The 22969-nt window shown below is 42.6% G+C and carries 15 protein-coding genes; 8 read left to right on the forward strand and 7 right to left on the reverse strand.

Annotated elements, in window-relative coordinates:
• Positions 1 to 63: 63 nt before the first annotated feature.
• Complete coding sequence (locus ABWT76_RS29920; RefSeq protein ID WP_354635400.1) at positions 64 to 840, reverse strand: hypothetical protein; 777 nt, start codon at positions 838 to 840, stop codon at positions 64 to 66.
• A 404-nt stretch (positions 841 to 1244) separates the two neighbouring features.
• Between ABWT76_RS29920 and ABWT76_RS29925 the strand changes: the two genes are divergently transcribed.
• Both ABWT76_RS29925 and ABWT76_RS29930 read left to right on the forward strand, forming a co-directional pair.
• Positions 1245 to 3299 carry a hypothetical protein gene (locus ABWT76_RS29925; RefSeq protein ID WP_054467873.1) on the forward strand — a complete coding sequence of 685 codons (2055 nt, stop codon included), beginning with the start codon at positions 1245 to 1247 and terminating at the stop codon, positions 3297 to 3299.
• A gap of 326 nt (positions 3300 to 3625) precedes the next feature.
• Positions 3626 to 4423, forward strand: a complete 798-nt coding sequence (locus ABWT76_RS29930) for a Uma2 family endonuclease (protein ID WP_354636450.1) — start codon at positions 3626 to 3628, stop codon at positions 4421 to 4423.
• A gap of 117 nt (positions 4424 to 4540) precedes the next feature.
• On the opposite strand, the gene ABWT76_RS29935 is transcribed toward ABWT76_RS29930, so the two are convergent.
• On the reverse strand, positions 4541 to 5764 hold the full coding sequence (locus ABWT76_RS29935) for a DNA double-strand break repair nuclease NurA (protein WP_190879499.1): 1224 nt from the start codon (positions 5762 to 5764) through the stop codon (positions 4541 to 4543).
• A 757-nt stretch (positions 5765 to 6521) separates the two neighbouring features.
• Here ABWT76_RS29935 and ABWT76_RS29940 point away from each other — a divergent pair.
• The 6 genes from ABWT76_RS29940 (at position 6522) to ABWT76_RS29965 (ending at position 12063) form a co-directional block, all read left to right on the forward strand.
• Complete coding sequence (locus ABWT76_RS29940; protein WP_190879501.1) at positions 6522 to 7736, forward strand: glycosyltransferase family 39 protein; 1215 nt, start codon at positions 6522 to 6524, stop codon at positions 7734 to 7736.
• A 663-nt stretch (positions 7737 to 8399) separates the two neighbouring features.
• Positions 8400 to 8945 carry a hypothetical protein gene (locus ABWT76_RS29945; protein WP_190883041.1) on the forward strand — a complete coding sequence of 182 codons (546 nt, stop codon included), beginning with the start codon at positions 8400 to 8402 and terminating at the stop codon, positions 8943 to 8945.
• Positions 8946 to 9489: 544 nt separating this feature from the next.
• Positions 9490 to 10125, forward strand: a complete 636-nt coding sequence (locus ABWT76_RS29950) for a bifunctional 2-polyprenyl-6-hydroxyphenol methylase/3-demethylubiquinol 3-O-methyltransferase UbiG (RefSeq protein WP_190879505.1) — start codon at positions 9490 to 9492, stop codon at positions 10123 to 10125.
• An 82-nt stretch (positions 10126 to 10207) separates the two neighbouring features.
• Entirely contained in the window at positions 10208 to 11134 is a 927-nt protein-coding gene (locus ABWT76_RS29955; RefSeq protein ID WP_054470149.1) for a decaprenyl-phosphate phosphoribosyltransferase, read from the forward strand.
• A 44-nt stretch (positions 11135 to 11178) separates the two neighbouring features.
• On the forward strand, positions 11179 to 11715 hold the full coding sequence (locus ABWT76_RS29960; RefSeq protein ID WP_054470151.1) for a YqeG family HAD IIIA-type phosphatase: 537 nt from the start codon (positions 11179 to 11181) through the stop codon (positions 11713 to 11715).
• Positions 11716 to 11724: 9 nt separating this feature from the next.
• Positions 11725 to 12063: a multidrug efflux SMR transporter gene (locus ABWT76_RS29965; protein WP_054470154.1), complete on the forward strand. Its 339-nt coding sequence runs from the start codon at positions 11725 to 11727 to the stop codon at positions 12061 to 12063.
• A 167-nt stretch (positions 12064 to 12230) separates the two neighbouring features.
• Here the strand turns inward: ABWT76_RS29965 and ABWT76_RS29970 are convergent, their stop codons facing one another.
• From ABWT76_RS29970 to ABWT76_RS29990, 5 genes are all read right to left on the reverse strand, one after another.
• The gene (locus ABWT76_RS29970) at positions 12231 to 14732 is read right to left on the reverse strand and encodes a CHASE2 domain-containing protein (protein WP_054470156.1); all 2502 of its coding nucleotides are present in this window, start codon (positions 14730 to 14732) and stop codon (positions 12231 to 12233) included.
• The gene (locus ABWT76_RS29975; RefSeq protein ID WP_156332118.1) at positions 14698 to 14856 is read right to left on the reverse strand and encodes a hypothetical protein; all 159 of its coding nucleotides are present in this window, start codon (positions 14854 to 14856) and stop codon (positions 14698 to 14700) included. The genes ABWT76_RS29970 and ABWT76_RS29975 overlap by 35 nt, the downstream gene beginning before the upstream one ends.
• Positions 14857 to 15160: 304 nt before the next feature.
• Positions 15161 to 15958 carry a DUF928 domain-containing protein gene (locus ABWT76_RS29980; RefSeq protein ID WP_054470157.1) on the reverse strand — a complete coding sequence of 266 codons (798 nt, stop codon included), beginning with the start codon at positions 15956 to 15958 and terminating at the stop codon, positions 15161 to 15163.
• A 932-nt stretch (positions 15959 to 16890) separates the two neighbouring features.
• A complete protein-coding gene (locus tag ABWT76_RS29985) occupies positions 16891 to 19638 on the reverse strand; it encodes a CHAT domain-containing protein (RefSeq protein ID WP_354635401.1) in 2748 nt (915 codons plus the stop codon).
• Between the two features lie 238 nt (positions 19639 to 19876).
• Entirely contained in the window at positions 19877 to 22747 is a 2871-nt protein-coding gene (locus tag ABWT76_RS29990; RefSeq protein WP_354635402.1) for an S-layer family protein, read from the reverse strand.
• Positions 22748 to 22969: the final 222 nt, after the last annotated feature.

Genomic DNA, 22969 nt, shown 5'->3' on the forward strand with positions numbered 1-22969 from the left:
AGAAACCCGGTTTCTATGACAATTGTGGTTTAAACCCGAAGATTTGGGCAAGAAACCCGGTTTCTAAGATTGTCGCAAAAATCTGAGAAAATCGGCCACCACGGTTTCCGGTTGTTCCCTGCATAACCGGGCGGGATAATTTCTCACACTTTCAAACCCTTGACGGTGAATCAAATTCAGAATTTCCGCTTCATCCAGGAGGTTGGCAATTTCCGGCTCGTCGATTTGCAGAATTCCCGATTTACCGATATCAAATATTAAAAAGTCAAAGATTAGGGTTTTTCTGCCCGCTGATGTGGTTAAGCGTAAAGGATAATTCGGGGAAAAGACAATTCCTTGCTCGTCCAGGGTTTCCGCGATTTTGACTGCGGCTTGGGAACGAAACTGAAACCCGTTCCATTCATTGATTTTAGAATTATTTTCGTTCTTGGTTTCGTTGCCGGTTCTCTGTAAATCAGCTTGACAAAACTTAGAGTTCTGTAAATCTCCAACAACGGCATTACTTACTGTAGCACCCTTGAAATTTACGCCACTTACTTGATGACGATGTAAAGTAACCTGATGATGCTTTAAATATCGTTTAATCACTGCCTGTATATTCTCTTTTTTCACCTTTTCGCCAAATTTTTTAGAAAGCTTTTTCCATAGTTTAAACCCCACCGCTTTTAGGTAAGCTTCATCATAATCGGTGACATTTGCCATTTGCTGATAAGACTTGCCTTCCCAAGACTGACGAAACACGATTTCTTGAACTTCGTTGAAGCGATCGTAGTCCATGACAAATTCGGCGATCGCCAATGCTTCATCGGCAGTTAATGGTGACAGTCCTTCAAAAGTCATTGATAATTTTCTGGGAATTTCTCAAAGTTTTTACGGATAGGGGCGATCGGGTCAACCACGGGGAAACCAAGAAACCGGGTTTCTAGCAGCTATATCTGCCTCCCCACCAAACTATACATAGAAACCCGGTTTCTGAACCCGAAAGCCTCCCTTTTTCAGGGGGGTTTGGGGGGATCCATCTTGGGGCAGAAAATGGGCGATCGCCTGGGTTTGGCACAATTTATCGCGATTATAGCACTTTCATGTAACTTTCATGTAACTTTCATATAACTTTTGTACTACTTTCTGATCACTTTTTTTTCAAAATTTTATTGGATAATAACTAGATAAGTGTAAATACTTCTAGTATTAGACATTAAGGTAATTCACTAAAATCACCTGTCAGATTTAGCAAGACATCAGTCATGGATAAACTAACTATTTCTACTCTAAATCGCCGCCATTTTCTCAGCTATATCGCTTGGGGAACTTTTGGTTTGTTAACTAAAGATATAATTTATCCACTTAATGCCAGAGCAGATAGCGAAGGATTAGGCAACAGCAACAGTTTAGAAACTTATCATATTTTTGTTCCTTATACCACCGCTCGAAATGGAGAAAAGCAGTTCGTTACTCTGCGATCGGGAGATGACTATCCGGTAGAGATTCCTGCTAAAATTAAAGATGGCCAAGAGATGACGATCGAGGGGCGTGGTTTAGAGGGTAAAGATATTACGCTTGTGTTGCATACCTTGTATGACCGAAGCTCCCAAATAAAGGCTCAAGTTTTTCAAGAAATTGACCAAAAGACAAACTTTCTGATTCCAGAATCTAGCCAAGAGAAATGTAAATCAGTTTATGAGCAAATTGAGAATGGTGAATATGTTCAGGATTTGATTGCCTTAGATTTATTAGATTATGTGATCGCTTCTTCTAAGCTGGACAGCAGCATTAAAAATCGCTATCAACTTGCCAGTACCAATTCCCGCTTAGTGGGACTTCAGAAAACCATTGACTCTACCTTAGAAAAATCTACACTGAGTCCAGAACAGAAGAAACTAATTCGAGCAACTTTTGCTTATGTGCGTGCTGATGAACCTGTTCCTGACTTTAACGCTCTCACGGATTTAGATGCAATTGTTGCTGGTTCAGACTTGCCATCAGAAATTAAGGCAACTTACTCTTTAGCCAGTGCTAAATCAAGGGCTTTAACCGTTGATATTATTTTAGTTAACGAGATTTTGAAAAGTCCAAAACTAACCGAAGAACAAAAAGCAAATTACCTGTCAATTTATCAGCAGGTACGCGACGGCAAGACGGTAGAAGATACAGAAACCTTAAAAGCCTTAGACTCATTGATCGCTCAAGCGGATATTCCAGATAATGCTAAAGATGTTTACAAGACTGCCAGCCAGCAGAATTTAGACAAGATTGTTAGCCAGAAGAATGTAGACGATCAACAAAAATTAGTTCAAATAGCACAGATGCTTTTCCGGGAAGGTAACAAGGTCAAAAAGCAAGTGCAAAAAGCTGGCCAGATAGGAGCCGCGATCGTCCCGTTTGCGACAAATGTGATCAGTGCAGGTGGAGTATCAGCAGGTACGGGTACTCTGATTAGCACGTTATCTGGAGGGGCTGCGACCAATGCCACATTAGCTGTTTTGGGTGGTGGTTCTGTGGCTACAGGTGGTTTGGGAATGCTTGGCGGGTTAGCCGTAGCTACCGGGGGCGCCGCGCTGATCGGAGCAGCCGGAATTGTATCGATCACATTAGTCTCACAAATGGACGGCGAAGACCAAAAAAACCTGGGAATTGCGATCGGGACAGGGACAATTGCAGGCGCTACAAGTGTTTTAGGTGCTTGGACTGCGGCGAGTGCTTTGGGAGTAGCCGGAACTTTATCCGGTGCTGCGGCAACTACTGCGACGATCGCAGCTTTTGGTGGAATTAGTGTTATTACTGGCGGTGCGGCAGTGGTTGCATCCGGGACAGCATTTTTAGTTTGGTCATTGCTCAAAAATGCAAAGAAACGAGAGCAAGAAGTGCTATCCCAGCTAGAAACTCGAACCTACACCTATACTGAAGAAGAACTCCCCAGTTATATCGGAGAGTTTCTGCAAAATCAAGTACAGGGAAAATACAGCTTTACCAATGCTTTCTATGCTCCAAATATACCATTGGATAAGCTCTCAACTGCTTTTGATAAATGGCTATCTATCAAGGATAATGAAAAAGTTATTGCTTTCATAGATACCAGTAGTTTTCCGTCTACAGTAGGAATTGCGTTTACTGATGACAGAATTATCTGGAGCAATAACTCTATTAATTACCAGGATTTAGCCCGGCTTGTCAAAAAAGATGCACTATCGCAGGATTTACTCAAGGTGGCAGAGTTAGTCCAGAAGTTACCCAACGAATCCGAGCGGAATAATTTAATGAAATTACTGGGAGAAATTGGTCAACAATATTCCTCAGTCTAGGAATCCATTCGTTTCAAAGCTTAATCCCAGAGGGTACAGAGGTAAATATCTCTCTGTACCCTCTGTGTCTCTGTGGTCAATTTCATCCCCATTTCCTGGTTCACATTTACCATAAAAATAATGCGCGATCGCTCTGGTACAAGAAACCGGGTTTCTATGACAATTTTTGCTCTATGGCGAAGATTTGGGCAAGAAACCCGGTTTCTCATCTCCACCCACGGGCGATCGCCTCTACCTCAAATCCAAGAAACCCGGTTTCCCAGCTTCAGGGGCGCCCCGATGAATCAATTAAGCTAGAATTGTCCAATAAATTGGGGAATCAGAAAATGCCTGTGGAACTAACTCGCGAGCAAGAACAACCAACGGAAAATCTCCCACTCGAAGAAGAGTGGACTCCCGAACTCCCCCCAACCGATTTAATATTTGACGACGGAGAACCCTTGGAAAGCAATCGACATCGCATCGCCATGAATGCCTTGATTGAAGCCGTGACCCTAGCTTATCAAGGAAGGGAAGATTATTTTACTGGTGGCAATATGTTTGTTTACTACTCGGTAGAACAAGCCAGAAATCGAGACTTTAAAGGGCCGGATTTCTTTGTCACCTTAAATGTCGATGGCACCAAACAACGTCAAGGGTGGGTAGTTTGGCAAGAACACGGACGTTATCCCGATGTCATTGTCGAGTTAATGTCCCCCTCCACTGCGGCAGTGGACAAGGGAAAGAAAAAGTTACTTTATGAGCAAACTTTCAAAACCGGACATTATTTTGTCTATGACCCCTTTGTCCCGGAGTCGCTACAAGGTTGGAAACTTAGCGAAAAATTCCGTTATGAAGAAATAACTCCTGACGAACGAGGATGGCTGTGGTGCGACAGTTTAGGACTATGGTTGGGTACTTGGTCAGGAACTATCCTGCGAGAGACAGCCACTTGGTTACGCTTTTATGATGCGGCGGGTAATTTAGTTAAATTATCCTTCGAGTTGGCCGAAGAAGAACGAGAACGGGCCGATCGCGCACAAGAACGGGCTGTTCTCGCTGAGTCCAATCTTAAGCTGGAACAAGAACGGGCAGAAAAATTGGCTGCACGGTTGAAAGAACTGGGAATTGATCCTGATATCTAAGCTGGTGACAGAAACCGGGTTTCTATGACAATTTTGGCTTAAATTTTCAGATTTGGGCAAGAAACCCGGTTTCTCATCTCTATCCCCAGATTTGGGCAAGAAACCCGGTTTCTCAGTCTAGGCAATAGAGCCCCGTTTGCGGGCTTCTTTATAAGAAGTGCTCACATTGGGCAACCCGGCTTTAATCATAAGCTGTTCTAACAGGGCAAAAAATCGGGCGCGATCGCCTCCCCGAACCACTGCCTGATTATGGGCTTCTGCCAAAGCCACCGGATAGCCATAGCCTTTATTTACCTGGGCCAATATCAGACTAAAAGCCGACTCGCGCATATCGTCATCTTCTGCCACCCAAGCAGGCAGATCGATCCGGGCAATTTCTGGCCCCACATGGACATAACAAAAATAGACCGCGTTTTCTGCCCCGTACAAGTCCAAAATTCTTGCCCTGCTACGCCATAGGGGACTGCGTTGCCCTGGTTGCAACACCGAAGCCCAAAAGGTAGTATCCCGTAGCGGGTCAAAAATTTGACAAGGGGTTTTATCGTTATAAGCACGATGTACCGTATCCGGAGCGATCGGGCAATGAGTATAACAGTCCGGTTCTGGATAGGGACAAGCTTGCAACCGCAGAAAACTCAAAGACTCACTACTGCGAGACGCACTCAAATAGCCCACCAAAGGCACCCGGCAACGGCGCATTTCCTCCCAAGCAGCAAAAATAATCGATAAAATAATGTCGCGGGCATCATTGGGCAACGGTTCAAGCACCCAATAAATCAGCGAACCATCTACCATTGCCAACATAGGCATCTCGGTTTTTTCTGGTTTCAGTCCAGTTCTCACCGCAGTCGCCAACTCTGCTAAAGCCTTTGCCTCTGCTGCCGTTCGGCGGTGTCCCATCCATTCCTCAGTTTTAATGCCCCATTGCCGCGACACATATAAATCTTCCGGGCGATAAAATACTTCTGGAATACTATCTAATAATGGATGACGACTTTCCCCATAGTGCAACACCACCCGCCCAATATTAATTAGATAACAATAGGCAATTTCATGGTGACTGGGGGCAATTTGCGATCCATCGGTGGCCAAAATTGTATGCACTTTTGGCGGGACTGCGATCGCCGGACGAATATGCAGGGGTTCCACGGGGACGGGCGGGGAAAATACCATGCGATCGCACAAACTTTCCCGGCGTTTAATCAACTCTGCCTGCCGCCACTGGGCTTTATCCAAGAGTTTTTGGGCAACGTCCAACCGTTGCCGGGATGCTTCCGCCTCCTTCTGCAAATGCTGACTAATTCCCTGCATTTGCTTGGCTAATTGGGTTAAATCTAGCATGATGTTTGATCAAGTCATCAAGACTTTATGACTATTGTGGCTCTTTTCGCTGACCAGAAAGCTGAATCTACAATACATTATCCCCATATTTTTCTTCCAAAGTAGTTTTATGACTCTCCAGATTAGATCATCAGGCTGATGACATTTTCCGATCTTGGGCAGCTAGAGGCACCAATTTTTTACCGGCTTCTTTCACTGACTTATTTCAATATGTAAAGTTTTTTAAACAACTCCCACCATCCCAAAATAATCAGTTAAAATCGACGAGGCATATATGCGCCCTGTTTGCTCTAGGTCGCCCCAAAAAAATCGTAAATTTTGTGATTTTTTTGACATTAGGGATCCTCGCTCAGACTAAGCAATTTAACTTAGTCCAATTTTTACTCCTGGTATGGTTAAATTAATAAATCTTAGTCGATCAATTCATGGTTGAAAATGGTGGATTATGAGCGTGTCTATGGAAGATATTATTCAAAATGTTTTGCCTAGTCTAAATCAATGAATTTTATTATCGATTTCAATAGATAGCTAAATCAAATAAGTGGAGAAAACAGATTTTTTATCCGTCTGTCTGATATATCATATTGATAGGTTTGATGGATCGGGAAATTTATCCGCTCTAAAAAAGGCGATTTTCCCAGTCTAGTGATTGATTAGACGAGATAAATTGACTGGCGTAAGAATTTTCGCTGCTCCACAAACACCTATTAGACATATCGGCAAATTAAATTTATTGAAATATGTCAGGATTACTTATATGTTAAAAAATCCGTTAAAAAATCCCTACCGAGTAATTATATTAATTGGATTGTTCCTGCGGCTATTATGGGCGATCGCGGTTCCCGTAGTCCCCGTATCCGATAGCAATGCTTACGATGTGTTTGCCCAAAATTTGGCCAAAGGAAACGGCTTTGGCTGGGGCGTTAACGAGTTAACTGCTTTTTGGCCTCCGGGAACTTCATTTATATATGCGATCTTTTACAAAATATTTGGTCATACTTACTGGCCAATTATTCTTTTCAACCTATTGCTGGCGGCAGGAACCATCTGGGTTTCCATGCATTTGGCCGAAAAGTGGTTTAGTCAGCGAATTGCTATTTTAACTGGCTTCATCCTAGCATTTTGGCCTGCCCAAATCCAGTTTACCACCGTCTTAGCCAGTGAATTATTATTTACAGCCTTGGTGATGGCGGCTTTATGTTTATGGCTGGAAGAAAAATTTACTCTGCGATCGCGAGCCATTGGAGTAGGAGTGATTATGGCAGCAGCTTGCTATGTCAGACCCACGGCATTATTAATTCCTTTTCTGCTATTATTTTTTCGCGTCATCAAAACCAGAGAAATCTTTAAAACCGTTACAGCCACCCTGGTCATGTTTCTGATCATGGCCATAATAATTGCCCCCTGGTCGTATCGCAACACCCAACTTTTCGGACAATTTACCCTACTTTCTACCAATTCTGGTGCCGTATTATGGATGGGCAACAATCCCAATTCTAACGGCGGATATATGCACTTGCCAGAAGAGACAAAGGGAATGAATCAATCCCAAAAAAATCAATACTTAAAGTCTTTGGCTAGAGAGCATATCAAAGAGAAACCTTTACTATTTATTCAACGTTGCATCATCAGGCTAATTGACACCCATAGCCGGGAAAGTATTGGCGTGGCTTGGAATGAAAAAGGCTTAGTATCTCGTTATGGTTCCGGCATTTTATTGCCCCTAAAGATTATTAACCAATTATATTGGCTGCCCGCTTTAGGACTGGGATTAATCGGGATTTTGATCTTAGGAAAACAATATGGATGGTTGACAATTTTTACCCATCCAACCGTGGTAATATGGGGCTACTTGGCTGGAGTTCATGCAGTAATTATTTCCCAAGATCGTTATCATTTTCCCAGTGTCCCTATGATTGCTATATTAGCGGCATTCACTGTGGTCTATTGCTTGGGCAAACAAGATAACTAAAAAGCGTAAAAATATCGAAGGTAACAAAGAATAATGAAACTACTGAAACATGAATTCAGCATCTTACTGATCATACTTGGCTTGTTTTTATTGATTAACTTGATCACAGTGGATCGTTTTACCACAGTATGGCTCGATGAAGTAATGTTTACAGATCCAGCAATCAACTTATATTTTGGAAATGGTTTTACATCGACAGCTTGGTTCATCCAAACAAAGGAAGAAATGTGGGCTGGAAATTTACCTCTATATTCACTTGTACTCTTCTTATGGGTAAAATTGTTTGGGTTTAGCCTGCTAACAGTGCGATCTCTAAACTACTTTTTGATTATAGGATCGACTATCATGCTTTGGTTGGCAGTTATAAGACTAAGATTAGTCAACATAGCTTGGATCAGAATTTTCCTAATCATAATTTTTATTTCTGGGTACGGTATAAGTCTCTGTTATAGAAGTGGACGATATGATTGTCTCGGTATAATGCTTGGTATATCTGCGCTCTTCGTTTATTCAGTCTCACTCTCAAAGCTACGTTATTTTTTCCTAATGTTAATTGGTATCCTGATTGTTCCCTCTGGTCTACAGGTATGTTTATTTGCTGTAATCATTTGTTTTCTCTTACTTATATTTTTGAGAAAATCCTTTGTCAAAGAAGCCTGCTTTATGGGATTTGGTATTATAATAGGATTAATGATTTTATTGTGTTTCTACTATCTGAATGGAGTTTTAGATGATTTCATTAGCTCAGTGAATAGTTTAAAGAGTGTGACTTCAGGTAATTTGCCAAAGGATCCTAGCCTTCCTTTTCTTTATATAGCGGCTTTGTTGATCATTATTGATCAGATAATAAAAAGTTATATTCAAGGTAATTCTCCAATAATATTTGGTATATTAGCTGGTTTATTTGTGCCAATAATTATGCTAATATTCGGACGTTTTCCTACTTATTATTCCTGGATGGTTTATATTCCGTTATCTGTTGTAGTTTGTTCTTCTATGGAAATAATGAAGTTTCGATTAAAAAATCAAATATCTATTTTAATCTTAATATCACTGTTATTAACTTGTATGGTTGGATGGCCTTTGCAAATAGCATCAGCCGTTAATTATTGGAATGATAGAGACTATGAAAGAATTGAAAATTTAGTGGTAAGTAAAATATGTATCAAAACAGGATGGAGTCTATTGCGATTACGCTGCTTATTATAGTGTCAAGAATATAGCAAAAGTTACTTTTCTACCTTCATATTTAAAGGTAATATCCGATGAAGAAAAAAAACAAATTACTATTGCAATTGCTCCATCATCACAATTTAACAATATCAAAGAAAAAATAGGAGGTAATTGGGTAGAGTTAGATGAAGGTATAAAGCCGAATAAGCAAAGTTTTCTCATGTTTAAAAAAGATTTTGGGGATAAGTTAGTCGAAAATTATAATTTATCGGTTTTTAAAAGAGTTGATTAACAGATTATTTATGATTCGCTAGATTATGGAAGAGTAAATAAGCTTAGACGCATTTATCGGGGTCGTACTATATTTGTAAAAAGACTTATTCTTTCTATACATCTCTTTACCTATCTATTTGATATCAATTTTTTGCTATTGCTATCAAATCGCTGTAACTTTGATCGGAATGATAAAATAAAAATATCTAATGATTAATACCGGATATATGGCATAAAAATCGAAAATCGCTAATACATTGAACGGTGAACGTTTGTAGATAAACGGTATATTTGAGGAGCCTGCAAAATGAATCAACAACTAATCTCTATTATCAATAGCTACCCCCTAATCCTGCCTCGTTTTTACAATTACCTCAGAATTCTGATCTTACCCCTTGAGGAAATTGCTAAATTTGTCCCAACATCGGGAAATATTGTGGATGTGGGATGCGGTTATGGTCTTTTGGATATTTACCTAGCCCAAACCGGCCAAAATCGCCATGTAATCGGCAGCGAATTAAATGGCAAAAGAGTGAGAATCGCTCAAACAATTTCCCAACATATCCCCAATGTCAAATTTTTTGAGAAAAATTTACTCGCAGAAAGTGATGTGGCCAATGTCGATCGCATTGACTGTATAATTCTGATGGATTTGCTGCATCATGTGACTTATGAACAGCAAGATGAGTTAATTAAAACCATCCATAATATTCTGCCCCAAGGCGGCAAACTGGTGATTAAAGATATGGACGATCGCCCCGCGTTTAAATATTACTGGAACTTGGTTCACGATAAGTTAATGACCAAGTTTGACAAATTGCATTTTATTGGCGCTAATAATTTGACAAAAAAGATAGAGAAAATGGGCTTTACCGTGCAATTATCAACCAAGTTTAAACATCCCCTATACGCTCATTATTTGCTCTTATGCGAAAAAGAATAAAAGGGGCAAATTACGGTAATAGTTAGCAAAATTATATTGATTTAATAGATGAATACAATTGATGCTTTCAAAATAAATTAAGATGAAAATTGCAGCATATTTAAAGGCGCTACGACCAAGACAATGGACAAAAAATCTGATCGTTTTTGCCGCTCCACTGTTTGCGTTTAGTATTAATCAGCAATCCCTCCTGGGTAGCTTGCTCGCACTGGCGTTGTTTTGTGGCGCATCGAGTAGTTTCTATTTACTCAATGATATTGCCGATGTAGAAGCAGACCGGCGCCATCCCGTAAAATGTAATCGCCCCATTGCGGCTGGTTTAGTCAAGATTCCCGTAGCGATCGCCATGGCAGCGATTCTGTTAGGAGGTGCCTTAATCTTGGGCTGGCTGCGATCGCCTTTATTGGGCGCAACCATCTTATCCTACGCCATCCTGCAAATTGCCTACAACCTCAAGCTAAAACACACAGTAATTCTTGATGTCATGGCGATCGCTGCTGGGTTTGTCCTGCGTGCTTGTGCCGGGGCAGCAGCCACGGGAATTGTTTTATCTCCTTGGTTTATGTTATGTACCGCGATGCTGGCGTTATTTTTAGGCATAGAAAAGCGCAAAGCCGAACTACGATTACTCAAAATAAAAGGCGGAAAAACCAGGGCTGTATTGCGACGTTATTCCTTAAATTTGTTGCTACGCATGGAAAGCGTCGTCACCAATGGAGCGATTATTACCTATGCGATTTGGAGCGCTGGCCCGATTGTCAAGGGAGCATCAACCCCTTGGATGATGTTAACATTACCCTTTGTCCTCTATGGGATGTTTCGTTATCAATTACTCAGTGACCCTAGAGAAATTTCTAGTATCGATAAAAATGAAGCTGAAACAGGTGGGGAAACCGAGCGACCGGAAGAAGTGTTATTAAAAGACTTCCCGATTAGATTAACAGTTTTGAGTTGGGTAATGACCACTTTTATCATTATGTATTTAAACCGCCAGGGAATCATCACATAGTTGTCGATCTCGTCCCATGAAAGCAGAAACCAATTAAATCAACCATGAGGAAAAATCAGTTTCCCCGAAAATCATCTCCGATAGTGGCTGCCATTGAGCTTGATTTATTGATCGATCGTGGCATCAAAGGGATTATCCTGGATTTAGATAATACCATCGTTTCCGAAGACGATCGCTATTTATCTCCCGACGCAGAAGCATGGATTCAGAAAGCTAAATTACAAGGACTTAAGTTTTTTATCTTATCCAATGGTAAACGGCGTTATCGAGTCAAAAGCTGGTCGGCAAGGCTGGATATTCCAGCCATTAGTCCGGCCAGAAAGCCCTTTCCTTTTGCTTTTTTGAAAGCCTTCGCCCAAATGCAGCTAAAAGCAAAGCAAGTTTTAGTCATCGGAGATAGCCTGCATACGGATATAATCGGTGCATGGATAGTCGGTTGTCCGAGGATTCAAGTAGCCAGTCTGCCTCACCCACCTCGCTGGTGGGAAAAATTAATCGGTAAATGGGTCCAAAAACCATATCCATCAAACTATGAACTTTGGCAAATGGATCCAATGTATGAAAATATTGAAAATAATTAGAGTTGTCTCATGGTAAATAATTTAATTTTTAGCCTGTTTATCCTGCTGGCCGTTGGACTGAATACTGGCGGTCAAGTTCTCTTAAAAATGGGAACGGGTCAAAATCCCTTGAATCTTTATTTAATTGGTGGACTGGGGCTGTATGCGATCGGTACAGTTTTTTATATTCTGGTTCTCGGTAAGTTTAATTTATCCGTTGCCTATCCCACGGTGATTGGATTAACCTTGATTGCCACGACCATATCAGGAATGTTTTTTCTCCAGGAAAAAGTAACGTTTATCCAATGGATGGGAGTTGGTTTAATGATCGGGGGTATTTCGGCAATATCCTTGGGCAAAATTTGGTAATTTTTGACAAATTAAAGCACAAAATTAATTCGCCCATCAACATAGTATATAATAGCAAAAAAATCCCAAAAATTAATGTAAATTATCATAATATGGCAAATTTGGCTACATTATTGCTAATCCTTATGATTGGGAATACAGATAAATTGCTATGCTACCTTGGGCAACTATTGATGACTTTTAATTCGATTTATATAAAAGTTAATGGTTACATCTAATGGAGCGATATGAAGACATTTTTTGAATAAATCCTCGGCTTCATCATAAGAACCCAGGTGATAAAGTAAGATAGCTTTTTCAAATTCCGTGCGGGTGGCTAATTTGCCTTGGATAACTTCTGGTGCATCCCCATCAAAAACTTCATAAACCGTGACAGGCTGGGATTTTCCCTTAACTGTGACGCGATCGATTAAGCGAATATGATATAAACTTGGATCGGCTAACTCTAATAAAGTATATTGGGTAATTAACAGAGACCCCCCATAAGTTTTTGTCAAAGTTTCGACTCGTGAACCTAAGTTGACCGCATCGCTAATTACGGTACTATCCATGCGGTTGATGCCGCCAACCGTTCCTAACATCATTGATCCGGTATTAATGCCAATGCCAATGCGGATTGGTTTTGTGCCAATGGGCTGTTTTTGATTATAAATTTTGAGTTGTTGTAACATGGCAATTCCCGCCTTGACCGCATCATCAGGGGAGCCAGGAAATAATGCCATAATCCCATCGCCAATGTATTTATCAATAAAGCCATTATTTTGATTTATGGCCGGTTCCATGCAGGATAAATAAGCATTGATAAATTGAAAGTTTTCTTCAGGGGAAAGATTTTCTGATAAGCTGGTAAAATCCCGAATATCAGAAAATAAGGTGGTCATTTTCTTCTGTACTGCTTCCCCCAATTCCACATCAATAATGCTATTTTTATTTAAAATTTGCAAAAATTGATGGGGGACAAAACGCTGGTATGATTTATTTAATTTGAGAAGTTGTTCCGTAAAGGCTTTGCGGTCTGCCTCGGCTTTTTTTCGTTCACTAATATCCTGGAAAGCGACGATCGCATAAGCTATACTTCTTAGTTCGTCATAGATAGGAGTTCCCCAAACTTCCAGGGGAATAATCTGGTTATTTCTATGCACTTCCATATCATCAATGCTAGTTGATTCTCCCTGCAAAGCTCGAAACAGGGGCAAATTTTCTGTAGGATAAAGGCGATCGCTTCCGGCAATATAACTTTGATAAACGTCTGCAAGTTGCTCAAAAGTTGCATTAGAGATGACTCCTTGGCCCAAAATTTCTTTAGCTTTTTGATTGGCAAAATAAGGATGTCCTGTGGTATCAACGACAATAATACCCACCGGAACCGCTTCTAAAAATTGGGCGAGTCTTTTTTCATTTTCCCGGTGTAACTGTTGCTGATGATAAACAATCATGGCGATCGCCGAACCCGTTAAAGACAGTAAAGGGCGAACAATCGGAATCCATAAACTTCTCAAAAAAGCAGCATATCCCATCAAGATAATACTACTTACCGCTAAAATTAAACTCACAATCACTCGACAGGTTAACCGCTTTTTAACCGGACTACTGCGGCGAAAAAGCAAAACTAAACTGCTGCCAATCAAAGACCAGAAAAATATCCAGATTTTTTCAATAACTTGACTCCACACTTTAATTAATGGACGCCCATCTAAAGCGGCGCTGATTACTTGGCTGATTAAATTAGCATGGATAAACACTCCAGGCATCGGGTCAGAATTATCCAAAAAACTGCTATTATAGGGAGTAAAGAAAAAATCTTTAATACTGGGAGCTATTGTGCCAATTAATACGATGCGATCGCGCAGAGGAAACTCACTATTTTCACCGAGAATTAAATCCGGAGGAATCTGATTAGTCAGGACATCCGTCAGAGAAACGGTGTAAAAATCTGCAACATTGCCGCGATAATTGAGCATCACTTGATATCCCCCCGGATTGGCGCCCACATAGCCGCCATAATTAGCACTAAATGGAATAAATAAAGCTTTGCCCAAGCCCAAATGCATCTTTTTCCCATCAACCATCTCTAAAGCAATATCTTCTCCTTGCAAATACATCAAACTAAGCTTCGCCCCTAAGCTTAACCGCGTTTGATTTTGCCGATCTTTATGAGACATTAAAACCCGCCGCACCTTGCCATCGAAATCCAAAATTAAATCAGCAATTCCAACTTGATCCAGGTCTGCTAAAACTGGAGGGGGTTCAACCACATCCCCAATAATTTTATCTACCCCAATTAAATTGGGAGTTGATTTAAAGGTTTTCATTAATTGCTGATTGCCCGGTTCAACAGGTAAATCTCGATAAAAATCAAGGCCGATCGCCCGGGGTTGCTGTTGTTTAATCTTCTCAATTAATTCAGATAGTACAGCATCAGGCATCGGCCATTGTCCCACATAGCGAATATCCGGCTCATCAATGGTGACAATCACAATTCGGGAATCCGGTGCTTCCTGCGGACGCAGACAAAACAAGAGATCCAAAGCGGCTAATTCCAAAGGTTGTAACCATCCCGTCGCATTCACTGCCATCACAAAAGCGGCTACAGTAGGAGTCACCATCAATACGGTCCGCCATTGCCATAACTTATCAATTTGGCGCTTGATTTTTTGGCAAGGCAACATAAATCCTCTCCACTTCAGAATTAATTTCCCATAATTCCCGATACAACCGATAAAATAGGGCATCAGCGATCCAGGGATCATTGCCAGAAAGCGATTCTGTAGATAGCCCTGATTGACTTTTCATGCACTTTCTTTGTTTTAACCTTTAATCTGAGGTTAATTTAATATTCATACCCATGATTTAGCCTATCAGGATTAACGAGCGATCCGCCAGAGAAAATGTATTCGCTTATTGATTAAATCTTGGCTCAAAGGACTCGATTATAGGATTTCGCAATAAAAAATCCGGCCTGTGTAAGGACAAGTCGGATTTGCCAAAACCAGCATTGCAAAAAATTGCAACCATAAGTTTGCCACAATCAGCGATCGGAGAATCACCATGATCCTTATGATCCCTAAATGATCCCTAAATTTTTAATTCCCGAAGGCTAATTTTGATCGAGCATCAGTGGTTCAGAGGCGATCGCCTCCAAGCCCACAGAAGCTAGAAACTCCTTCCAGACCGCCGTATAGTTTTCTGGTTCTTGATCGCGCAACAGGGCTAAAGTGGTCAGCGCATCAAACCAAACCCCAGCCGATCCATATAACTGGGCCATTTCTAGGGACGGAGTGGCGTTAACCCGATGGCGGGTAGAATTTAGATTCAGACCCACCGAGTCAGGAGTAACCCGCGTCACCCAACCAGTCACAATTGGGCTATCCGGTCGCACTGGCATTTGGCAAGCCACCACAAAAGTCCACTGATAATTTTTTCCCACTTCCAAGGGTGGGGCATCCTCTGGAAGCTGAACGCTAACAATACTGGCACCTTCAGGGACGGACACCGTTTTCTGGTAATAATAATCTTCGTTCTGGTCTTTCAGGGTAAAAAAGATTTGTTCCGCAGAACCGGAAGACACATACATAAAAAAGGCGGGGCGATCGCTCACCGTCAAACCGTCCGCACGATTCTTGGGCATCAAAGGCACCACCGACCGAGCCGAGTTCACACTATCAGTAGAACTATCAATAGGACAATAACCACTATCGCGAGTCGCTCCCCCTTGTGAATTTTTCAAGGTTTCGTCTCCAGGGGGTTCAAACGTCACCCCTGCGGTAATTTGAGGTTCGATCGCCCCTCCAGAACTCATCTGTCCCTGGGCTGGCAAACCACCCAGAAGCGTAGTTAATGAAAAACTGGCTAGAGAAAAGCCTGCTAGAGAAATTAGAGATTGATTTACAGCCATAAGCTCAAAACCTCTGCAAAACTGTGACTAATCTGTTTCAATATTGACGCTTATACAACTAAAAAATATTAACTCAGCCCCAGGATTTCGCCAATCTTCTCATCACATAGATCCGAACTTCTCCATTTCAGCCCGGTTCATACCTCTGGAAGCGATCAGAATATTTTTGTCCCATATTGCCCCAGATATTATACTTATTATACTGTAGGTTTACATTTAGGCGAAAAAACATAATCCGATCTACAAATGCCCTGCCCCCCTGAGATTAGTGTCATATTTGCGTATTCTTCAGGAGGTTTTATGAAGTTTTTGTAAAGTTTTTGTAAAATCCTCCGTTGTTTCTACAACACTGCTGCGTAATTTCCCGGACATTTCTTTCCTGACCCAAGTCAGAGAATTTCCACAGGATTCTCAATCACCAGCAACCAAAACCGCAGCAAAAAGCCCAAATCCTTAACAAGTAGCCCAGGGGTTGACGCTTAGAGCGATCGCGGTGCTGACCACAATCATTAATACTTGTAAAATTTTTGCTCCTCTAAACGTAGCAGCCAACTTAACCATCACCGTAATCGGTCGTCACTCACTGCCAAAAACCGGAGAAAGTAGCAATTTGCCACCTTCACATTGCCATTCTTAGGGGCAAAGCATGACCGCAGTTAAACCAATATCCAAACGACAATTTATTTACCGGAATGCTTTGCCCTTGCTGTAAATTTTCGTAGGGGCAAAGCATGACCGCAGTTAAATTAATATCCAAACGACAATTTATTTACCGGAATGCTTTGCCCTTGCTGTAAATTTTCGTAGGGGCAAAGCATGACCGCAGTTAAATTAATATTTTAAGCAATAATTTAACTGCGGTCATGCTTTGCCCTTGCACCCCTGCAATAGAGTGGGCTTTGCCCACCCTAGAGATAAAGTTGCGGCTGCGGCTACAACCAATTGCCCACCAGCACAAACGGAGCCCAATAATAAGGATGCTGATACGCTGAATCATTCAGCAACTTTAACTGAGCTTGGCGCAAAGCCTCAGCTTTGGTAATCCTCCCGGAAGCCCCCACCGAATCATTGCCCGGAGTCACAGCATCTTGCGTTCCGAGCAAAGAACGATAAAACTCAGCCACCAAATTCGCCGTTGACTGGTCATTCACCGACCAGAGAGTTGCCAAAGTCGTGCGAGCCCCCGATCGCACTGCCACCCCAGCCAAACCCAAAGCCGCCCGTTGATCCCCCGCAGCGGTTTGACAAGCACTGAGAACCAATAACTCAATGGGAGTCGTGGCAGCAGTTGAGCGATTTTTTAATAGATTCTCAAAATCTTTAACCTTCAGCTTATCGTCCCAAGTAAGGATAAAAGTCTGTTCGGGATTAGAACTAAACTGACCATGAGTCGCCAGGTGAACAACAGGAAAATCCAAGCGATCGAGTTGCTTGAGTAAATTGACTTTGGTAAACTCTTGATCCAGCAAATTTTCTCCCTGGATTTTATGGGAAATTTCCTGTAATTCGGACTCAACCCCAGGCAACGCCGGAAATCCTTGACGGGCTTCGGTCAAACCGCCAGCTAAAATTTTTAGCTTCTCCGGTTGTAACGGCGAAGGTTCCAGCAATTGCAACCCTGGAGTTAGGGCAATACCGTATTTTTCTACTAAATACTTTTGCCCATCATATAGGGCAGCCATTGGCAAATTTCGCAACATTCCGTCAAGGACAAACACCAGTGTATTCACGCTATTTTCTGCTAACTGCAATTCTGCCGGACGAATCAGCCAGTCATAAACTTGTTCAGATAAAGTCAATCGTTGCTTGCTCGAAAAAGCCGGATTGAGTGATTTTTGTAATTCCAGCAGAGTGCTTTCTACTTTCCCTTGAGCAAGTTTGGTTTGATAATAGCTTAAAGGTTGTCCGGGAATAGATAAAATCACTGCTAACTCGTTGGGTAAAATAATCGGGTAAATCACCGCTGAATTCGGATCGACTTGATCGACTTGTTGGGGTTTGGCATCTAAACAAGCATCCCGAAAGAAATTGTCCAGTTCTGCCAGTTGCAATGCTTCAATAGTTTCACGGGCTTGTTTGAGGTTTTCTTGAGAAATTTCTTTACTGGCAATTCCTCCTGCCGCATCAGTGGTCGGTTGGATTAATAATTCTACAAGCTGCCGATAAAGTGGTTCGACAGTTTCCCGAAAAGAAAACTGAATTTCTTGGTTAGTGGCTACTAAATCACTGCGTAAAGATTGTAAGGTTTTGACGGCTTCAGTGTAAGCCGCGATCGCCTCGGAAATACGACCTTGATACGTTAACAAACGGCCTAATTGCCATTGCCATTCATAGGCAATATCCGATAATTGAAGGGACTGGGCAATATTTAACCCTAACTCAGTATATTCTTGAGCTAACTTTTGTTGATTTAGTTCTTCATAAATTGCCCCCAAACTTCCCAAAGCATAAGATTCAGCGCGGTAATCTGCCAAATTTCGGGCAGATTGCACCGCCGTGTCTAATAACTGAATAGGATGCTCTATCTGTTGTTTCGTATGCGGATTAATGGGGCTAAAAAATTGACCATATTCTCCCACATAGTGAGTATTTTTATGTAAGCAATTTGTATTTTTTTGCGCCAAACATACTAAATTATTAGCCAAATTGACCTGAGCATAAATTGCTGGACGACTGTCCGGTAAATTGCTTAAAGGTGCGGGGATATTTTGCGCCAAAATCTCTGCTTTTTGCCAATCAGCATTTTCCACTAATAGACCGATGTGATTTAGTTGGATTTGAATTTTCAGCAGTTCAGCCCCATTTCTTTCCGCCAGGGTTTCCGCTTGTTGATAAAAATCTAAAGCCGCAGAGAGATTATTCAAAGTTCTCGCATTATTTCCCAAACTCATCAAAATTTCACTTTTTTGAATCGGGGAAATGGTAGGATGGGCGATCGCCAATGCTTCCTGTAACAAAAGATTAGATTGCTCCACAGACCCAGTTTCTCTCAGTAAATCAGCCAAAGCCAATAAAACCGATGATTTTAAAGCCGGATCTGTTTGTTCATTCAGGCTCAGTTTAATCTCTTCTAAAAGTTTCAGGGCTCGCCGATATAACCCCAAAGATTCTAACGCCCTGACTTGATTAATTTGACTAAAAATAATCCCGGAACGATCCTCCGCTTGCCGATAAGCAGCCGTTGCTTTTTGCCAAGTTTCCCAAGCTGCCTCGCTATTTCCTTGTTGAAATTGTAACCGGCCCTCGGTATTGAAAATTTGGGCGAAAATGATGGCTAAATTTTCGTTATTTTCCCGATCGTCAAGGGAATGCAAAATTTCTTTACTGTGGGCGATCGCCTCACTAGCGGCGGCATAATCCCCTAATCTTTGATAGGACAAAGACAGAAAACTTAAGATTTGGGCTTGTGGCAACAAATTTCCCTCTGCCGTAAATTTATTAAGGGCTTCTTGCCATAAAATTACCGCCTGATTGTACTGCCCAGCCTCATAATAGTTCCTGCCTTCTTTGACCAAATCGCCAGCAGCAAAACCAATTTCTCTGGTTTCATCGGCAAAATTTTCGGGAAAAACCACGGAATGACTTCGCGCCTGATTAACCCAATAAAGCTGAGGAATTATCGTTAATAAAATTCCTAAAAAAAATGCAAAAACAAATATCACTAATTTGATTAACTTCATAATATTATTGTGATATATTATTGTGATAATTCCTTGTAGGGGCAAAGCATTCGGTGATTAATTCCTGATTATCACAGTCAATATTTCGCCCTATAAGGGCAAAGCATTCGGATATTAAATTTGGGGTTTTTCGCATAAATTGTTGTCCGAATGCGAAAGCCCCTACAACGCCCTATTCGGATATTAAATTTGGGGTTTTTCCCAGAAATTATTGCCCGAATGCGAAAGCCCCTACATTCTACTTCCCAGCACCTCTACAATCCAACACCGGCAACCCAGACCCTGAGAGAGTCACATGAGGCGATTCGCTCTGACGCGATAGCTTCGCTTCACGCGCCACCAAAACCACCGTGCCATCAGCGGCCACCAGCCAGCCCTGAGCCTCCACTATGGGCAACTCTAATGGCAAAACAGATGGCAAAAGAGAAGTGGCTGAATATCTTTGGCTTTTGGGCGGCTTTTGGGCAAAACTGCGAATCTGTGATTCTGGCTGCCCATTGCTATGATCGCCAAAAAACCGTAAATCGTCCAGCACCACAGCCGAGTGAATCACCTCATTGGGAGAACGGGGCAAACCGCCACGACCTGACACCGTAAATTGACTGCCACTGTTCACCGCACAGAAATTACGGTCAATCAAGCGGGCTACATCAACGGGACTTTTCGCCAACTCCAGCAACCCAGCAGCCGCATCAATATCTGGGGTACTAATATCCACGGTGCCACTAAACTGGGGGCCAAGTTCAGAAGAGGCCGTAATATCGCTCAAGGGCGTTTCACTGTTGCGAAATTGGGTGCCAAAAATCCCTTGAGCATTAATTCTTACCTGACCCCCACGACCGGCCAAGGCATTCGCCGTAATATCGCTATTTTCCAGGGCTACTAAATTTTCTGTTGCGATCGCAATATTCCCACCGTCGGTATTTGCCGCATTCGTATTAATATTGCCCCCTTCCCGCAACCACAAATCCTGAGTTTGCAAGCGAATATTGCCACCCTGACCGGAACTGGTAGCCCCAGTAATTTCCCCGGTATTGGCAACCTCGATTTCGCGAGCCACTACTTCCAGATTTCCCGCATCACCCAGACTCACACTGCTCACCGCCAGTTTTGCCCCATCACTGACAATTAACTTATCCGTAACAATGCTCACGTCGCCCCCCGCTCCCGTGGCAGGAATTGGCGATCCGGCCAAGCCCGAAGACGCCGATATCCCACTAGGAATCAACGTCCCAGTCCGACGACCAGTAACTCCGACCAACTCGGAAGCATTCACCGTCACGCTGCCCCCAGCCCCAGGGCCAAAAAAAGTCCCAGCGGCGATCGTTCCGCCATCGCGGACAAACAGTTTCCCGGTATTAATCACAATGTCACCGGCCACACTACTTGGACCACTAGACGAGGCTAATAAAGAACTGGCCAACAGGCCATCCCCAGAGACTCCGAGGACTGCCACTGACTCCGAAGCATTAATCAACATTGTCCCCCCTTTTCCCGCACTGGTACTGGCAGCGGAGAGAGAACCACCATCTCGGACAATTAACCGGCCAGTATTAATAATTAAATCACCGGCATTCCCAGTCCCGCTTTCCTCGCGACCGACACTGCCACTGAGAATATTCGTAGGCAGATAAGTAATTAAGCGACTGACCCCAAAGGTTCTGCCCAAAAAATTAATCGGCGCACCAACTATTTCCACTTGCTCCGCAGCGTTGACAATCGCATTGCCTCCCTGACCGGGGCCAAAGGTGGTACTGGAAATCACCGAGCCATCCTGGAGTCTCAATTGCCGCGTATCAATGGTCAAATCCTGGGCGCTGCCGGTGCCCGCAGTCCCAGCCATCACCAGGGAGCCGCCAGTGATATCAATAAAATCAGCCTTAATTGCCAAATTGCCGCCGTTACCGGGGCCAAAGGTCGAAGCCAAGATGCCGATGCCATTGTTGACGATTAACTGGTTAGTCTCCAGAGTCAGATCCCCTGCCATCCCATTGCTGGCAGTCAACGTATATAAACCACTATTAATATTCAGGGGGTCAAAGGTTCCGGCTAACACCTGTTCGGAGATGACTAATCGTTGGGTGCCACTGAGGTTAATCTGGTCTGTAGCGCGGATGGTGAGGTTGCCGCCGTGTCCACTGCCAAAGGTGGATGCAGAAATAAAGGCGCCATTATTGAGGACAAATTGATTAGCATCAACGGTAATATTGCCGCCGTTTTCACTGCCCAGGGTATTAGACAGAATACTGGAGCCATTGGTCAAAGTGATATTCCCACCCCGGACTGCGATCGCGCCACCACCATTCCCACTGGCATTCACCACGGCATTTTGGGTCAATTGAATATCGCCGAAATTCTCCACTCCCCAATATCCTGGGGCAAAGCCACGATCAGGACCAGATAAACTCACTCTGGCATTACTGCCGACACTACCGAGGTAAATTTGTCCTTGGGGACTGGTCAGTTTTCCCCCATCCAAAAGCAAGCTACCGCCAATTAATGCCAAACTTTGCCCTGGTTGTGTTGCCAGACCGATCGCGTTTCCTTGATTATCTGTCACCTGAGACTGGTTAACAATGGCGCCGGGATTGTCACCAAACTGTAAGCCCACTGGCAGATTAACTGTGAGCAATGGCTGGGCTTGGGGATTGGTAGCACTAAACAAACTACCATCCGCCATCACCAAACTTTCGGCACTACTGGCAAAAAACGAACCGCCAATATTTAACTGAGCATTTGGCCCAAATACAATCCCATTCGGGTTAAGGAAAAATAGATTTGCTGTCCCATTGGCGCGAATTAAGCCATCAATATTAGAAATATTGCCACCAGTGACGCGAGTGAAAATATGGCTAATCTCTGAAGCATGGTTAAAAAATACCTCGCCCCCAGTCGGCAAAGAAAATTCCTGAAAACTATGAAATAGATTAGCCCCGGCAGCGGTTCCCCCGGTAATTGTTTGCAGATTGCCATCCGTATTGACCACGGAATTAATCGGTAAGGTGCGATCGGGAATAATCTGACCTTGGGCAATTGATGGCGCGATCGCATAGCCAAAGCAGTAAGAACACAGAGTGACAGTCCAGGGTATTGGGGATTTACCTAACATATTATTTATTATTTATCATTCGTTATTTTTTTACTGTTATTGGTTATTTGTGATTTTGACTCTGGTCAAATAACCAATAACCAATAACAATCAACCAATGCTTGCCTGTAGTATGCCAAAAAATTTCCTGGCAAAAAAGCCGTAAGACCAAAAAAAGGCCAAAAATATGATCCGTAAACCTCTTGCAAAGAATTGCTAATTCCTGTAATGTTTTGTCATATT

It is taken from the genome of Planktothricoides raciborskii GIHE-MW2 (genome assembly GCF_040564635.1).
Classification (GTDB): domain Bacteria; phylum Cyanobacteriota; class Cyanobacteriia; order Cyanobacteriales; family Laspinemataceae; genus Planktothricoides; species Planktothricoides raciborskii.

Excerpts from the sequence above, each read along its gene's own strand:
- ABWT76_RS29920 (WP_354635400.1), bottom strand. The coding sequence starts at position 840 with ATGACTTTTGAAGGACTGTCACCATTAACTGCCGATGAAGCATTGGCG.
- ABWT76_RS29925 (WP_054467873.1), top strand. The coding sequence starts at position 1,245 with ATGGATAAACTAACTATTTCTACTCTAAATCGCCGCCATTTTCTCAGC.
- ABWT76_RS29930 (WP_354636450.1), top strand. The coding sequence starts at position 3,626 with ATGCCTGTGGAACTAACTCGCGAGCAAGAACAACCAACGGAAAATCTC.
- ABWT76_RS29935 (WP_190879499.1), bottom strand. The coding sequence starts at position 5,764 with ATGCTAGATTTAACCCAATTAGCCAAGCAAATGCAGGGAATTAGTCAG.
- ABWT76_RS29940 (WP_190879501.1), top strand. The coding sequence starts at position 6,522 with ATGTTAAAAAATCCGTTAAAAAATCCCTACCGAGTAATTATATTAATT.
- ABWT76_RS29945 (WP_190883041.1), top strand. The coding sequence starts at position 8,400 with ATGGGATTTGGTATTATAATAGGATTAATGATTTTATTGTGTTTCTAC.
- ABWT76_RS29950 (WP_190879505.1), top strand. The coding sequence starts at position 9,490 with ATGAATCAACAACTAATCTCTATTATCAATAGCTACCCCCTAATCCTG.
- ABWT76_RS29955 (WP_054470149.1), top strand. The coding sequence starts at position 10,208 with ATGAAAATTGCAGCATATTTAAAGGCGCTACGACCAAGACAATGGACA.
- ABWT76_RS29960 (WP_054470151.1), top strand. The coding sequence starts at position 11,179 with ATGAGGAAAAATCAGTTTCCCCGAAAATCATCTCCGATAGTGGCTGCC.
- ABWT76_RS29965 (WP_054470154.1), top strand. The coding sequence starts at position 11,725 with ATGGTAAATAATTTAATTTTTAGCCTGTTTATCCTGCTGGCCGTTGGA.
- ABWT76_RS29970 (WP_054470156.1), bottom strand. The coding sequence starts at position 14,732 with ATGTTGCCTTGCCAAAAAATCAAGCGCCAAATTGATAAGTTATGGCAA.
- ABWT76_RS29975 (WP_156332118.1), bottom strand. The coding sequence starts at position 14,856 with ATGAAAAGTCAATCAGGGCTATCTACAGAATCGCTTTCTGGCAATGAT.
- ABWT76_RS29980 (WP_054470157.1), bottom strand. The coding sequence starts at position 15,958 with ATGGCTGTAAATCAATCTCTAATTTCTCTAGCAGGCTTTTCTCTAGCC.
- ABWT76_RS29985 (WP_354635401.1), bottom strand. The coding sequence starts at position 19,638 with ATGAAGTTAATCAAATTAGTGATATTTGTTTTTGCATTTTTTTTAGGA.
- ABWT76_RS29990 (WP_354635402.1), bottom strand. The coding sequence starts at position 22,747 with ATGTTAGGTAAATCCCCAATACCCTGGACTGTCACTCTGTGTTCTTAC.